The organism is Desulfovibrio inopinatus DSM 10711 (assembly GCF_000429305.1).
Taxonomy (GTDB): domain Bacteria; phylum Desulfobacterota; class Desulfovibrionia; order Desulfovibrionales; family Desulfovibrionaceae; genus Alteridesulfovibrio; species Alteridesulfovibrio inopinatus.
Genome location: NZ_AUBP01000025.1, coordinates 51,470 through 66,265, shown reverse-complemented (window position 1 = coordinate 66,265; position 14,796 = coordinate 51,470). Strand labels below are relative to the sequence as shown.

The 14,796-nt window shown below is 51.0% G+C and carries 11 protein-coding genes; 7 read left to right on the top strand and 4 right to left on the bottom strand.

Going from position 1 to position 14,796, the window contains the following annotated elements:
* The first annotated feature begins 16 nt into the window (after positions 1 to 16).
* The 6 genes from ispG (at position 17) to dxs (ending at position 7,425) form a co-directional block, all read left to right on the top strand.
* Entirely contained in the window at positions 17 to 1,147 is a 1,131-nt protein-coding gene (gene ispG / locus G451_RS0114880; RefSeq protein WP_051261547.1) for a flavodoxin-dependent (E)-4-hydroxy-3-methylbut-2-enyl-diphosphate synthase, read from the top strand.
* Positions 1,138 to 2,865, top strand: coding sequence for a proline--tRNA ligase (locus tag G451_RS0114875; RefSeq protein ID WP_027184879.1), 1,728 nt, complete (start codon positions 1,138 to 1,140; stop codon positions 2,863 to 2,865). The genes ispG and G451_RS0114875 overlap by 10 nt, the downstream gene beginning before the upstream one ends.
* A 5-nt stretch (positions 2,866 to 2,870) precedes the next feature.
* Positions 2,871 to 4,274: an exodeoxyribonuclease VII large subunit gene (gene xseA, locus G451_RS0114870; protein WP_027184878.1), complete on the top strand. Its 1,404-nt coding sequence runs from the start codon at positions 2,871 to 2,873 to the stop codon at positions 4,272 to 4,274.
* A complete protein-coding gene (gene xseB, locus G451_RS35240) occupies positions 4,271 to 4,534 on the top strand; it encodes an exodeoxyribonuclease VII small subunit (protein ID WP_034642422.1) in 264 nt (87 codons plus the stop codon). The genes xseA and xseB overlap by 4 nt, the downstream gene beginning before the upstream one ends.
* Positions 4,524 to 5,411: a polyprenyl synthetase family protein gene (locus G451_RS0114860; RefSeq protein ID WP_027184877.1), complete on the top strand. Its 888-nt coding sequence runs from the start codon at positions 4,524 to 4,526 to the stop codon at positions 5,409 to 5,411. Before xseB ends, G451_RS0114860 begins: the two co-directional genes overlap by 11 nt.
* A gap of 112 nt (positions 5,412 to 5,523) precedes the next feature.
* Entirely contained in the window at positions 5,524 to 7,425 is a 1,902-nt protein-coding gene (gene dxs, locus G451_RS0114855) for a 1-deoxy-D-xylulose-5-phosphate synthase (RefSeq protein WP_027184876.1), read from the top strand.
* 66 nt (positions 7,426 to 7,491) lie between these two features.
* Here dxs and G451_RS0114850 read toward each other — a convergent pair whose 3' ends face one another.
* Positions 7,492 to 9,195, bottom strand: coding sequence for a long-chain-fatty-acid--CoA ligase (locus G451_RS0114850; RefSeq protein WP_027184875.1), 1,704 nt, complete (start codon positions 9,193 to 9,195; stop codon positions 7,492 to 7,494).
* 504 nt (positions 9,196 to 9,699) lie between these two features.
* On the opposite strand from G451_RS0114850, the gene G451_RS0114845 reads away from it, so the two are divergent.
* A complete protein-coding gene (locus G451_RS0114845; RefSeq protein WP_027184874.1) occupies positions 9,700 to 10,671 on the top strand; it encodes a deoxyhypusine synthase family protein in 972 nt (323 codons plus the stop codon).
* 79 nt (positions 10,672 to 10,750) lie between these two features.
* Here G451_RS0114845 and G451_RS0114840 read toward each other — a convergent pair whose 3' ends face one another.
* From G451_RS0114840 to iorA, 3 genes are read right to left on the bottom strand one after another with little or no spacing between them, the layout of a single operon-like run.
* Positions 10,751 to 12,337 carry a sigma 54-interacting transcriptional regulator gene (locus G451_RS0114840; protein ID WP_027184873.1) on the bottom strand — a complete coding sequence of 529 codons (1,587 nt, stop codon included), beginning with the start codon at positions 12,335 to 12,337 and terminating at the stop codon, positions 10,751 to 10,753.
* Positions 12,338 to 12,343: 6 nt separating this feature from the next.
* A complete protein-coding gene (locus tag G451_RS0114835) occupies positions 12,344 to 12,934 on the bottom strand; it encodes an indolepyruvate oxidoreductase subunit beta (RefSeq protein WP_027184872.1) in 591 nt (196 codons plus the stop codon).
* Entirely contained in the window at positions 12,931 to 14,775 is a 1,845-nt protein-coding gene (gene iorA, locus G451_RS0114830; RefSeq protein WP_027184871.1) for an indolepyruvate ferredoxin oxidoreductase subunit alpha, read from the bottom strand. Before iorA ends, G451_RS0114835 begins: the two co-directional genes overlap by 4 nt.
* Positions 14,776 to 14,796: the final 21 nt, after the last annotated feature.

Sequence of the window (14,796 nt, the reverse complement as noted above, 5' to 3'; positions counted from 1 at the left end):
GCAAACAGGAAACACCATGAACGAACAGACCCAAAACAGCAAGCAATCGTCGGCGCTTTTGCGGAGACCAACACGCGTCATACGGCTTGGCCGACTTCACATTGGCGGTGACAATCCTATTGTTGTGCAAAGCATGACAAATACGGACACACGAGATGTTGACGCGACGTGTGCACAAGTCCAGGCCTTGGCCGATGCCGGGTGTGAGGTCGTGCGTTTGGCCGTGTTGAATGAAGATGCGGCTGCAGCATTGCCAGCTATATGTAAGGTTGCTCCTGTTCCGCTTATTGCGGATATTCATTTTGATCATCGGCTTGCCATCAAATCGCTTGAAGCCGGTATTGACGGATTGCGCATCAACCCCGGGAATATCGGTGGAGATGATGCTGTGGACCGTGTTGTCGCTGCTGCAAAAGACTATGGCGCTCCGATTCGAATCGGGGTGAACAGTGGGTCTGTAGAAAAATCGTTGTTAGCGAAATACGGTGGCCCCACGCCTGAAGCCATGGTGGAAAGCGGCCTTCGACATGTACGTCTGCTTGAAGACCGTAATTTTGATCAAATAAAGATTTCTCTGAAATCGTCGTCGGTGCTTGGAACGGTTGCCGCCTACAAACTTATGGCGGATACCGTTGATTATCCGTTGCATATCGGCATTACGGAAGCCGGCACGCCTCAGCGCGGAGCGGTTAAGTCCGGGGTAGGATTGGGGATTCTTCTCTATGAAGGGGTCGGCGATACATTGCGTGTGTCCCTGACCGGCGACCCTGTGGCGGAAATGCCCGTTGCGTGGGAAATTTTGCGTGCTTTAGGACTACGTGCTCGCGGTCCTGAGATTATTTCTTGCCCAACGTGCGGGCGCACGGAAATCGATCTTGCCGGTTTAGCCGATGCTGTTGAAGAAAAACTTCGTCCTGTGTCCGATGTGTTCAAAGTGGCGGTTATGGGATGTGTCGTCAACGGCCCGGGGGAAGCTCGGGAGGCTGATATAGGCGTTGCCGGTGGCCGTGACTGCGGACTGATTTTTCGCAAGGGCGAAATCAAGAGAAAGGTGAAGGGCCGTGACGCCCTGTTAACCGAATTCATGAAAGAACTGGATCAATTTTTAAACGAGAGAACCAAGGAGAACACAAACCCATGCGGCTAAGCGCCTTTTATTTGCCCACGCTCAAGGAAGATCCGGCTGAAGCCGAGGTCGTAAGCCACAAACTCATGCTGCGTGCGGGCATGATCCGCAAACTCACCTCCGGCATTTACATCTATTTGCCCATGGGACTACGTGTCCTCTCCAAAGTCGCCGACATTGTCCGTCAGGAAATGAACCGCGCCGGAGCCCAGGAATTGCTTATGCCGTCCGTGCAACCGGCCGATTTGTGGCGCGAGAGTGGCCGTTGGGATGACTACGGCAAAGAGCTGTTGCGCTTTACGGATCGTCATGACCGCGACTATTGCCTTGGCCCCACCCATGAAGAAGTCATCACTGATCTTGTTCGGGGAGAAGTTCGCTCGTATCGCCAGTTGCCGGTCAATCTCTACCAGATCCAAAATAAATTTCGTGACGAAATTCGTCCCCGGTTCGGTCTTATGCGTGGCCGTGAATTTTTAATGAAAGACGGCTATTCCTTTGACAAAGACGAAGAGGGCGCCAATACGAGCTATCAAGGCATGTATGACGCCTACGTTCGCATCTTTAGCCGACTCGGTTTGCGTTTTCGTCCAGTCGAAGCCGATTCCGGTTCCATCGGCGGGAGTTTCTCCCATGAGTTCATGGTGCTGGCTGAAACAGGTGAAGACACAATCGCGGTCTGTTCTTCCTGTGATTATGCTGCCAACCTTGAAAAAGCTGTGGTTGCCTACCCCGAAGTCGGAGATATACCAGCTTGCCCGGAATGTGAGACAGTCAACACGCCTGGTGCCCACACTGTCGACGAAGTTGCAACCTTCCTGAAGGTGGAGCCCAAGGCCATTCTCAAGACTTTGTTGTTCGATGTCGACGGTGAGCCCGTGGCAGCATTGGTTCGCGGAGACCGTGAACTCAATGACGTCAAGTTGAAAAATGCTCTTGATGCACAAAACGTCACGTTGGCTGATCCCGAACAGGTAAAAGCCTGGACCGGGGCTCCTGTTGGTTTTGCCGGTCCTGTTGGCCTTAAGGTAAAGAAAGTTATTGCTGATGTGGAGTTGCGCCAAAATAATAGCTGGATTGCCGGAGCCAATGCGGCAGACGCGCATATTCGCAATCTTGACCTGAACCGCGATGCATCTGTTGATGTCTACGCTGATTTGCGGAATATCACGGAAAGCGATCCCTGCCCGAAATGTGGGCAATCGCTGGAACTGACCAAAGGGATCGAAGTCGGACATGTTTTCAAGTTGGGACTCAAGTATTCCAAGGCCATGAATGCAACGTTCCTTGATGAAAATGGCAAAGAACAGTTTATGATTATGGGCTGTTACGGTATTGGCGTATCGCGTGTCATTGCCGCGGCTATTGAGCAGAACTTTGATGAAAACGGTATCTATTTTCCCCCTCCAATTGCACCGTTTGAAGTCGCGTTGCTCCTGTTGTCTCCCAAAGACGAAGCTGCCCGTGAAAAAGCATACGAATTGTCCGATCTGATCGAGTCGACGGGAGCCGATTGTATTGTGGATGACCGCGATGAACGCCCCGGCGTCAAGTTCAAAGACGCTGACCTTGTCGGATATCCTTTGCAGCTTGTTTTGGGCGGCAAGGGATTGGCGAAGGGCGTTATCGAAGCCAAAGATCGGCGGACGGGTGAGAAAACCGAACTAAGCTTGGACGATTTTGTCGCGGCATTTACGGCTTGGCGCGATCAGATTCGTTCCGGTTGGGAGACACGGTAGGGCACATGCCCCATATCTTCGGTGTCGGCGAACTCACCACAGCGATCAAAGATGTGGTCGAAGCGCAGTTTCCATTTGTTTTTGTGCGGGGACAGGTTTCCAACCTGTCCCGGCCCGGTTCCGGGCATCTGTATTTTACGCTCAAAGACGAACTGGCTGCACTCGGTGTTGTCTGGTTCAAAAATACCAGACTGGCCGGTACCGTTGGCGGTGAACGGATTGATCCGCTCACCGGCGAAGTCCAACCCATCGACGTTCAAGCATCCTGGCTGCAAAATGGGATGGAAGTGCTGTGTGCCGGACGGTTGACGGTCTATGCACCGCGCGGCGTTTATCAGCTTGTGGCCGAGTTGGTCGAAGACATGGGAGCGGGGCGGCTTTATCTCGAATTCGAAGCACTCAAGCAGGAACTTTCATCAAAAGGCTATTTCGCGCTGGAACGCAAACGTCCCATGCCTGTTCACCCTACACGCCTGGCGGTGATCACCGCACCAACCGCGGCTGCTTTACAAGATTTCCTGCGTGTCGGAGAGAACAGAGGATTCGGATGTCAGCTTCGGCTCTATCCGACGTTGGTCCAAGGTGACGCGGCGCCTGCCCAAATTGCCAAAGCATTGCGCGCTGCCGGTCGTGACGGTTGGGCGCAAGCGGCGGTTCTTGTTCGCGGTGGCGGTTCCATTGAAGATTTGTGGGCCTTCAATACCATTGAGGTTGCAACCGCAATTTTTGAAAGTCCCATTCCGGTAATGACTGGAGTTGGCCATGAAGTCGATGTGACCATTGCAGATTTGGTCGCCGACGTACGTGCCGCGACCCCAAGCCATGCGGCACAACTGCTGTGGGTGGATCGGGACCAGCTTATGCAGCAGGTTGATGAATCCGAAGCCGCTTTGGCAAAAGCTGCTCGAATGTGGCTTGCCGGCAAAGAGACACGGTTATCGGAAGCCGAGCAGCGACTTCGATGGCTTTCACCGGGGCAGCGTTTGGAACGCATTGAAGAGCGCCTGGATGTTTTCTTGGACCGTTTACGCCGTATCGGTCGAGAATTGACGACGTCCAAGACAAGAGCTGTGGAAAATTTGGAAAATCGACTTCATCAGGCTTTCGGGATGTCTTCGGTTATTGCCAAACGTACTGAAGTCGATGCCCTGGCAAAACAGCTTACGTTTTGCGCGCGTCGATGGTTTGACGAAAAACAGATGGAACTGGAACGGCTTGAAATCCGCTTGGCTGGCCTTGATCCTTTGGAACCGTTGACGCGGGGATATGGTCTTGTGCGTAAGCTCGACAGTGGAAAACTCGTACGCAGCGTCAAACAGGTCGATATGGGTGAGTCTCTTTCGATCCGTCTTGCCGACGGAGGGATGGAGGCGCGCGTGACCTCGGTCGAACAGGACTCCAACGAATGAAAAATATAAATTTTGAAAAACAATTGGCCAAGCTCAAGGCCATCGTGGAACAGCTTGAGTCTGGAGAGTTGCCCTTGGAGAAAGGCGTCACCCTGTACAAGCAAGGAGTTTCACTTGCTGCATCATGCCGTCAACGGCTGGACGTGGCACGCCTGGAAATTGAGCAAGCGACCGTTGAAGATGTATCGGGGCAAACACCCGATGAAGAAGACGAGACCGAAATACCCGTATACGGTGAGGGGGATGACCGTGACGATTAAGGAAAAACTGCGCCTTCGCGCTGCAACTGTGGAGGAGTTTTTTGGAACTGCTTTACAAGACAAGGGTATTCCACCGCAGTTGCTTGAAGCCATGGAGTATAGCCTCAAGGCCGGTGGAAAACGCCTGCGTCCGGTACTATGCTTGAGCTTCGCCATGATGCACGGTGCGGCTAGTATTGATATCCGTTCTTTTGCCTGCGCTTTTGAATTTATTCATACCTATTCGCTGATCCATGATGATCTACCGGCAATGGATGACGATGACCTGCGCCGCGGAAAGCCGTCGAACCATAAAATGTTTGGCGAAGCTGTCGCTATTTTGGCCGGGGATGCGTTGTTGACCGAGGCATTTGCACTCATGGCCAAAACTTCGGCATTCATCCCGAGTAAGTCTATTCTCAAGGCAATGATTGAGGCAACCAAAGCAGCCGGAGCCGCGGGCATGGTGGGAGGTCAAACCATCGATATGGGATTCACAGCCCGGGAAGGAGTTTCCTTACCGGAGCTGCGCGATATGCACGCGAGAAAGACTGGAGCACTCATTACGGCTCCGTGTGTGTGCGGTGCCATTCTTGCCCAAGCCTCGACGGAAGATATTCGGCGGGCACGTGAATATGGGCGGGAAATCGGTATCGCCTTTCAGATTGTCGATGATATTCTTGATGTCGTCGGCAACGAAGCTGACCTCGGCAAGCCTGTAGGAAGCGATGAAGCCCAGGGTAAGAGCACCTATCCAGCGCTGTTAGGTATTGAAGAGAGCAAGCGACTTGCCGAAGAGCGTATTGCCACCGCCTTGGAAAGCCTTTCTCCGTACCGCGGAGAGCATGCGGACTTTTTACGAGAGCTCGCGGCCTATATTGTTGAACGCGTCAACTAAGTCGCGTGTTTTTTTCTAACGTGGTGTGTTCGATGACATATTGCGCACACCACCGACACCGGGTGATTCCTGTTACCCTGATGAAGGATAATGAATCACCGGAGGCATGATTATGAGTCAATCTCTCGACTGCCGGCTGTGTCTTTTGCCGGAAGTTAAAACACCCGGTATCGTGGCCAATATGAGTCTGGATGAGCTTCGGGGGCTTGCCGATGAGGTACGTCAGCTTATTATCAGCACGGTCTCCATGAACGGAGGGCATTTGGCGCCATCGCTTGGCGTTGTGGAGTTGACCCTCGCACTGCTCAAGGCGTTTCATCCGAAAGACGACAAAATTATTTGGGATGTTGGTCACCAAGCCTATGCTTACAAAATTCTGACCGGCCGCCTCGAAACTTTCCATACCTTGCGTACATACGGCGGGGTCAGCGGATTTCCCCGGCCGGCTGAAAGCCCGTATGACCACTTTGGTGTCGGCCATTCGAGCACATCCATTTCTGCCGCCTTGGGTATGGCTATGGCGAGAGATCTGAATAATGAGGACAATCATGTTGTCGCGGTGATTGGTGACGGGTCCATGACCGGGGGATTGGCCTATGAAGGCCTTAACCAGGCCGGTGGGGAAGGCCGCAAGCTGCTGGTGGTACTCAACGACAATGAAATGTCCATTTCCCCTAATGTGGGCGCATTGTCGCTCTTTTTAAGCCGCAAGCTCTCCAATCGTTGGTTTCTGCGATTTAAAAAGGACATGGAATCACGTTTGAAGCAGTTTCCGTTTGGTGACGATCTCGTTACCTATGCCAAACGTACAGAAGAATCCGTAAAGAATTTCTTCACTCCGGGAATGTTGTTTGAAGCCTTTCGGTTTAACTATGTTGGTCCTATTGATGGTCATAACATAGAACAAATGGTCGAGGTTTTCGAACAGGTTAAGGAACTCGATGGTCCTGTTTTGGTGCATGCCCTGACCACTAAAGGAAAAGGCTATACACCGGCTGAATCGAATCCAACGTACTTTCATGGAGTAGGTTCGTTTGAGCCGGAAACAGGAGCAGCGGAAAAGCTTGGCCCTGGAGGATTGCCTTCCTATACCAAGGTCTTCGGCGATACCTTGTGCACGTTGGCAAAGGAAAACAAAAAAATTGTGGCTATAACAGCGGCGATGCCCGAAGGGACCGGTTTGGCATGTTTTGCCAAGAACTATCCTGAGCAATTTGTCGATGTTGGCATCTGCGAGCAGCATGCCGTCACGTTTGCTGCCGGTTTGGCCAGTCAGGGATTTGTTCCGGTTGTCGCCATCTATTCGACGTTTCTCCAACGATCCTACGATCAGATCGTACACGACGTGTGCTTGCAGAACCTTCATGTTGTGCTCTGTCTCGACCGAGGAGGTCTCGTTGGCGAAGATGGCGCAACTCACCACGGTGCCTTTGATTTGTCCTACTTGCGGCATATTCCCAATATAACGGTTATGGCACCCAAGGATGAAGCAGAATTGCAGAGTATGCTGACAACCGCGGTATCTATGAATTCCCCGGTGGCAATTCGGTATCCTCGTGGTGTTGGAGTGGGAGCAACTCTTTCGGCGACGCCCAAAACGATCACCATTGGAGAAGGGGAACTGTTGCGTGACGGAGCGGATGCGGCGGTTATCGCCATTGGATCACGCGTTCATCCTGCTCTTGTCGCTGCAGAAGAATTGAAGAAAGAAAAAGGCGTTGATATTGCAGTGTTCAATACGCGCTTTGTGAAGCCGTTGCCAGAAGCACAAATTCTTGAGTTGGCGAAAACACACGACAAACTTATTCTTGTTGAAGAAAATACGAAAGTTGGTGGACTGAGTTCTGCCGTTCTCGAATGCTTGGCCGATCACGACGCTTTGCATAATGTGCGTATTTGCCGTGTAGGGTTGCCGGATCAATTTGTCGAGCACGGACCACAACGTCTCCTCCGCTCGAATCTTGGTCTTGATAGCAATGGAATTAAAAAAGCGATCGAATCGCTTCTTGCGTAGCGAAGTCCTGATAAAGCCATGTAAAACGCCTGACTCTGGTCAGGCGTTTTACATGGCAAATATACATTAAGCGGAAGTGTGTTGAGCGTCGATACGTTCTTTTTCTTCTTCTCGTAAAACTCGGCGCAGCACTTTACCGACCATACTCTTGGGAAGGGTATCTCGTATCTCTACGGATTTCGGGACTTTATAGTGGGCGAGGCGTTTTCGCAAAAATAATAGGACATCCGACTTTTGGGGCGATGTTCCTTCACGGGGAACGATGACGGCCTTGACGATCTCACCACGTGTGTGATGTGGAGCTCCGAATACGACTGCTTCGGCCACATCGGGATATTCATACAGTGCTTCTTCCACTTCTCGAGGGTAGACATTGAATCCACCCGCAAGGATGATGTCTTTCTTACGGTCGACAATGAAAAAATAACCTTCGTCGTCCATAACCGCAATATCTCCAGTGTAAAGCCAACCGTCACGTAAGGCATCGTTGGTTTCTTCTGGTTGATTAAGATAGCCTTGCATGACTTGCGGGCCTTTCACGATCAATTCACCGGGTTGGCCTATGGGCATATCTTGTGTTCCCGTCTCTAAATCGACAATACGAGCGTCGGTATCGGGGAACGGTAGACCAATGGAGCCTGCTTTTCGTTTCCCACTGATAGGATTAAGATGAGTTACGGGTGATGCTTCGCTGAGACCGTAGCCTTCCAGGATTTTTGCATTGGCAACCTTTTCAAATCGTTCCATGAGTTCTACGGGCATGGGGGCTGACCCTGAGACGCAGTAGGTAATGCTGGACACATCGTAGCGCTCAAAGTCCTTTTGTTGCATGAGGGCAATATACACCGATGGAGCCCCAGGAAAAACCGTGGGTTTGGTTTTATGGATGGCCTTCAGTGTTTCTAAAGGGATAAACCGTGGGACAGGAACCAAGGTGGCTCGGCATGCCATGGCATAGTTCAAACAGACTGTTAGTCCGTAAATATGGAAGTACGGTAGGAGTCCTAAAAAAACTTCGGGCTTTTCTCCAATGGAGTGAAGCATGGCGCGACATTGCGCCACATTGGTGAGGAGATTGAAATGACTCAGCATGACGCCTTTGGCCAGCCCTGTAGTTCCACCCGTATACTGAATGGCGGCAAGGTCACGCTTGGGGTCGATTGTGGAGACGCTCAACGGTGTTTTTCCCGAGGTGAGTAAGGAAAACGGTTGAACGTGTTTCCAGTCATATGGGATATAGGGGTGGGTTCCCTCTTTGCGAGCTTTGAATGGGTAGATCAGGTTCAGTGGAAATGACAAGCCATCGGCAATTCCAGTAACATAAATATTATTAAGATTATGTTGGTCAAGTAATGTTTTGTGCTTGACGTAGAGCCTGTCAAGAATAAACAAGGCCTTGATGCTGGCGTCGGATAGGATGTGGTTGAGTTCGGTATCCATGTACAATGGGTTGACCATGACAACGGTGCAACCCGCTTTGAGGACGCCGAGATATGCAATGATGGTTTGAGGAAGGTTGGGCAACATGATGGCAATACGGTCGCCTGGTCCGTATCCGCTCGCAGCCAATCCCCCGGCAACGGTTTCACTGAGTGTTCTAAGACGCTGGTAGCTGATGTGGGTGTTTTTAAAACGGATAGCTGTTCGTTTCGGTGACGACTCTGCTGCGGCGTCCAATATGGAAAAAAGCGGTTTTTCTTCATACGACATCGGATTTTTTACGATGTCGGCATATTGTGAGAGCCAGGGACGGGAGAATGTATCGGCCATGCTGCTTCCTTGTTAACGACCAAAAGACTCGGGCACTTACCGGTAGAGAACGTCCTCAAAAACGGAAAATGTGATAGTCCGTCTTGGGTGGTAGAAATACGATCGCATTCTCCGTGACATTGATGGTTACTGCATGCGTTGTCGTGTTTGCTCGATATACGAGCAAAGGACACAATGTGCGCGGACGGCATGGAATGAACAACAATGATGAGTAACCTCGCTCTTACGGGATGTTTGAGATATTGTAAATGATCCCGTTGTGATCTCTCTTGTTGAGGTGATTGATGTTCATGAGCAGAGGTTGTGTATCCAATAAGCAAGCGTTCATATCCTGTTGATACGAGCATTGCAGAAGACTTTTTAACACTATTGAATCGTGCTATCTGACGCGCGTTCGCTCCGTGATCAGATACTGTTTCGCCTGTTGGTGATCACCCTTAAAACATGGAGTGCCCTCTGGGTAACGACCGTGTGTATGATGTTTTTCTTTATAAAGGAGTCCACATGACTACGGTGTCTTCATTTTTGGAAACCCATTTCCGTCATTTTAACGCTCGGGAAACGCTTGACGCGGCCAAAGCGTGGAATGACCTGCTTCAGGGCGGGGGAAAAATGTTTCTCTCCATGGCTGGAGCGATGAGTACGGCTGAGATTGGTGTTTCTTTGGCTGAAATGATTCGTCAAGACAAAGTTCATGCGATTTGTTGTACTGCTGCTAATCTTGAAGAGGATTTATTCAACCTCTTCAATCATAATGAGTACAAAATGGTACCCGAATATCGGGATTTGTCCCCCGAAGCAGAGAAAAAACTCTATGACCAGGGGCTCAACCGGGTTACCGACACCTGCATTCCCGAAGGTGTAATGCGTCAAGTGCAGACAATGCTTGTTGAGCAATGGCGCGTGGCCGCAGAATCCAATGATCCGAAGTTTCCATACGAGTTCATTTTCGATTTGCTCGACAACCCTGAAGTGAAATCGTTTTTCCAAATTCCGGTCGAGCATTCTTGGGTTGTCGCGGCAAAAGAAAAAGGAATCCCCATTTTCAGCCCCGGTTTTGAAGACAGCACACTCGGCAATATTTTTTGCTCTGAAGTCATGCGTGGGCATGTACGTGGACACCATGCCGTTCGGAGCGGTACCGAGCAAATGGAGAAATTGGCAAGCTGGTACCTCCAAATGAAGGATGAGAAGGCCCCCATTGGCTTTTTCCAAATTGGTGGTGGTATTGCCGGTGATTTCCCCATATGCGTTGTTCCGATGCTCATTCAAGATATGGAACTCGAGGATACACCGTTCTGGGCTTACTTCGCCCAGATTGGCGACAGCACAACATCGTATGGATCGTATTCCGGTGCTGTTCCCAATGAAAAAATTACGTGGGGAAAATTGGACGTTGATACGCCTCGTTTTATGATCAATTCCGATGCGTCCATTGTGGCGCCTCTTATTTTTGCCTACGTTCTTGGCTGGTAAATCCAGTTATTATAAGAAAAAAGAACGGCTTGCATCCTCAAAAGGGTGCAAGCCGTTTTCTCGTAGAGGCCGTGGAGAGTTATCGTTTTTTATGACCTGAAAATCGTTTGGGATCGAGGCCATGCTTTTTGACTTTATAGTTTACCACGCGATAGCTCTCATGAAGATTCTTGGCTGCTTGAAACATGTTCCCGCTAGCTTTTTTCAGTGCTTCGACCAACAATTCTTCTTCGAATTTGGCGACAGCTTCACCGAATGAGAGCATGGGTTCCGTCCCTGAGCTTTCTGCGGTTTGCAGCGTTGGCGGGAGGTGATAGGCTCGAATAACGCCCTCGTCGCAATTGGCGACGGCCCGATCAATACAACTTCGCAATTCACTGACATTGTCCGGCCAGTGGTATTGATGCAAGAGATCAATGGCGGGGGTGGATATTCGCTTGATCGTTTTGCCTTGTGCTTTGGCAAATTCTTGCAGAAATGATTCGGCCAGCGGCAAAATATCACTTGAGCGATCGCGTAGCGATGGAACGTAAATCGGGTAGACACTCAGACTGTAGTAGAGGTCTTCGAGAAAGGTTCCAGTGGCCATCATATCTTCCAGAGACGACGCCGTGGACGCGACGACGCGCACATCGACAGGAATAGGACTGTCTGCGTCGATGCGTTGAACCGCTCCTTCTTGCAAGACACGAAGCAGTTCTTGCTGGCAGCTTAGACTCATTTCCTCAATGCCATCCAGGTAAACAATACCTCCCTGGGCCAACTCGAAAACACTGCGCTTGGATTGCGTATGTTGCGAAGGACCGCCTTTTTGAATCCCGAACAACTTCCGTTCGAGGTGTTCTTCCGGCTCGGTGAGAAACTGCACTTTGAGAAACGGCTTATCACGTCTGTTGCTTTGTTTATGCAAACTTTCAGCGAGAAATTCTCGTCCAGTTCCTTCTTCACCACGCAACAGCACCGGCGTATCGTTGAGTGCTGTCTGGCTAATTTGGCGCATAACGAGACGCATGCTTTTGGATACGGCCAGGACATTCGTCGGAACCACATCGTCCAGAGGCGTCGGGATGGACGGTTCCGGACGTTTTTTCATGGGTTTGACAAGTTCTTCGGCAAGCTTGGGCACAGTGTTGCCAAATAACGCGGCAAGTACTTCAAGAAAGCGGCAGTGTGTCTCCAGAAAAATGAGAGGAGCTTTGGGAATATCCAAGCTCAATGTGCCCAATACGGTTCGCCCCTGTTCCTGATCCGATGCCGGGAGATTACTCCGTCCTATCACCGGCGCAGACATGACCGGCACGCATAAGAAAGACAGACTATCGAGTTCTGCCGGAGGGCGTCCATAAAAGTCAGGGTGATCGTTAATATTCTCAATAATGAGACGACGTTTGGTTGCAACGACCTGGCCCGTTACAAGCGGGCCAGGTGCGTAAAGATGTTGGAAGCTGTTTTCACCGCCTTTGGTGATACTCATTTTTGAATTGCGCATCGGCAGGTCAAACAGGTCGAGATACACTCGTTTGTAGCCAAGCATATTAATGAGTGTGTCCAAGGCAATATCCAGGGACTGTCTGATGGACCGGTCGGCACCGATTTCCTCGATGATACGCTGAAGAGCACTGAGGAACAGAGGAGACCCGTCATCGAATTGAGCAAAAGCGGTCATGACGCATTATTCACTTGCAGCTTGGACGCCAAGGTCAATGGCGTGGAGGTTCAAATCGACAAGTTTGGGTTTGAGATAAGTTCGCACCGACTGCTTGAGTGCCTCAACACCAAACGGCAACAAATCTTTGGCCAGAAATGCACCGAGCAAGACCATGTTCGCGCTTTGTACGGCGCCAGCCTTCAACCCGAGCGTTTTGCAAGGCAAAAACGAAATAGTCAGTCCACAACTCTGGGCTTGTTGAGCGACCGCATCGACATCGGGATACGTTTCAACCCCCTTGGCCACTCCGGGAGGTAGAATTGATTCCGAATTCGAAATAATCGTTCCGCCTTTTTTAAGATACGGCAGAGCCCGCAGGGTTTCAAGGAGTTCGAAGCCAAGCAACAAATCGGCTTCACCATGAGAAATCTTCGGGCTTCTATAGCCACCGATGAGGATCGTCGATTCGACGACGCCACCACGTTGTGCCATACCATGGATTTCTCCTGAAGTGACCTCAAGGCCGGCATCCATGGCTGTAAGAGCCAGAATTTTGGTTGCAGTCAGTGTTCCCTGTCCGCCTACACCTGTGAGGAAAATGCGTGCCCGCTTCATTTCGCGCCTCGCTTTTGGGCCTTGATGTTGGAACCGACCTGCAAACAATACATACATCCGGCGCAATGATCGGGATCGATATCGAATGTACCAGTGCGTTTATGAAATGCCGGGCAGGCCAGGCTTTCCAAACAGTGTTCGCTTTGGGTGGGATCGCCTTCAACGGATGCCACCATTGGCTTCCCTTTCTTCCCGATTTTTTTGTCATGAATCGGGCAGGGAGCTTCAAGGATAAGGACGCGAACTCCCGATGTGTCACGCATCTGTTCTAATGCCGTAACGGTTGCTTGTTTGTTGAATGGGTTGACCTTTGCGACGTGTGCGACGCCGCATGCCCGGACAATACCCTCAATGTCGACACGGGATTCAGCAGGACCAAGCACGGTATCGCTCACACCGGGGTGCGGCTGATGACCGGTCATTGCTGTTGTGCGATTGTCGAGAATGACAAGGAGAATATCGTGATTGTTGAAAACGGCGTTGATCAGTCCGGTAATCCCGGAGTGAAAGAACGTGGAATCACCGATAAAACTGATAACGGGTTTCCCCGATGCTTTGGAGAAGCCGCTTCCCGCACTAATACTTGACCCCATACAGAGGATAAAATCGACAGCGCGGAAGGGGGGCAGAAAACCAAGCGTGTAACATCCGATGTCGGACGAAAAATAGACATCTTCACCAAAAACTTCACGCACCGCATGGTAGCTTGCCCGGTGTGGGCAGCCCGCGCACAAATTCGGCGGACGTTTCGGAAGCGTTGCTTGAGGCTGACAGATTTTGTTCTGTTCTACCGGTCGGCCAAGAGCCCGTCGAAGGATTCGGCGTACCAATACCGTAGAATACTCGTCATTGAGCGGTGCATCTTCCCCTTTGCCAACAACTTCAAGTGATACGTGATGTTTCTGCAGCAATGCACGAATGGCGGTTTCGAGAATAGGCTCAAGCTCTTCCAATATGATGAGCGTGTCGAGCCCGGAAACAAAGTCGAGAATGCGCTTTTCCGGCAAGGGGTGTGTCATTCCGAGTTCGAAACACTTGACCAACTCGGTTGCATCTTCATCGAGGAGCGCATCGTGCAGATAGGCACGGCAGATGCCCGAAGTGATGACACCGACTTTGCCTTGTCCGGTAATCGTATTCAGGGGAGAGAATTCACTTTTTTCGGAGAACGTTGTCAATCGAGACAATAGCCGCTGATGCTGAATGCGCGAAAACGCAGGGACTGGCACAAATTGGACGGGCTCACGCTCGAACGGTGCATTGTGCGTAGAGACAGGCAATGCGCCGAATGTGACAGCGCCCCGAATATGGTTGACGCGGGTGGTTGTGCGCAACATGACAGGTTGAGCATGTTCAATGGAGAAGCGCATAGCCTCAATCATGTAGTCTTTGCATTCCTGCGCCGTCGACGGTTCGAAGCAGGGGATCTTCGCCAACCGTGCGTAATACCGATTATCCTGTTCATTTTGGCTGGAATGACACCCCGGATCATCGGCAGACAAAATGACAAGGCCTCCCGGTGTGCTGATATACGACAATGTCATGAGAGGGTCAGCCGCGACGTTGACTCCAACGTGCTTCATGGTAACAAGTGTCGGGACACCGGCCAGAGCTGCGCCGCCAGCCACTTCCATAGCCACTTTTTCATTGATCGAATATTCGAACGTGAAGGATGCATCAGAGGCGAGCCGGAAAAATGTGTCAGGCACTTCGGATGATGGGGTACCAGGATAGCAGGATATAAACTGCACACCTGCTTCCAGAGCCCCTCTGACGATGGCTTCGTTCCCAAGTAAAAAATGGACCTGTCCGGGCGCGTCCGCAAGCAGCGGATTAGGCATGAGGTTTACTCCGTGTTGAAG

Bases quoted from the DNA above. Each gene is read 5' to 3' on its own strand.
- G451_RS0114835 (WP_027184872.1), bottom strand. From the start codon at position 12,934: ATGAAGCGGGCACGCATTTTCCTCACAGGTGTAGGCGGACAGGGAACA.
- G451_RS0114850 (WP_027184875.1), bottom strand. From the start codon at position 9,195: ATGGCCGATACATTCTCCCGTCCCTGGCTCTCACAATATGCCGACATC.
- G451_RS0114875 (WP_027184879.1), top strand. From the start codon at position 1,138: ATGCGGCTAAGCGCCTTTTATTTGCCCACGCTCAAGGAAGATCCGGCT.
- G451_RS0114845 (WP_027184874.1), top strand. From the start codon at position 9,700: ATGACTACGGTGTCTTCATTTTTGGAAACCCATTTCCGTCATTTTAAC.
- ispG (WP_051261547.1), top strand. From the start codon at position 17: ATGAACGAACAGACCCAAAACAGCAAGCAATCGTCGGCGCTTTTGCGG.
- iorA (WP_027184871.1), bottom strand. From the start codon at position 14,775: ATGCCTAATCCGCTGCTTGCGGACGCGCCCGGACAGGTCCATTTTTTA.
- dxs (WP_027184876.1), top strand. From the start codon at position 5,524: ATGAGTCAATCTCTCGACTGCCGGCTGTGTCTTTTGCCGGAAGTTAAA.
- xseA (WP_027184878.1), top strand. From the start codon at position 2,871: ATGCCCCATATCTTCGGTGTCGGCGAACTCACCACAGCGATCAAAGAT.
- G451_RS0114840 (WP_027184873.1), bottom strand. From the start codon at position 12,337: ATGACCGCTTTTGCTCAATTCGATGACGGGTCTCCTCTGTTCCTCAGT.
- xseB (WP_034642422.1), top strand. From the start codon at position 4,271: ATGAAAAATATAAATTTTGAAAAACAATTGGCCAAGCTCAAGGCCATC.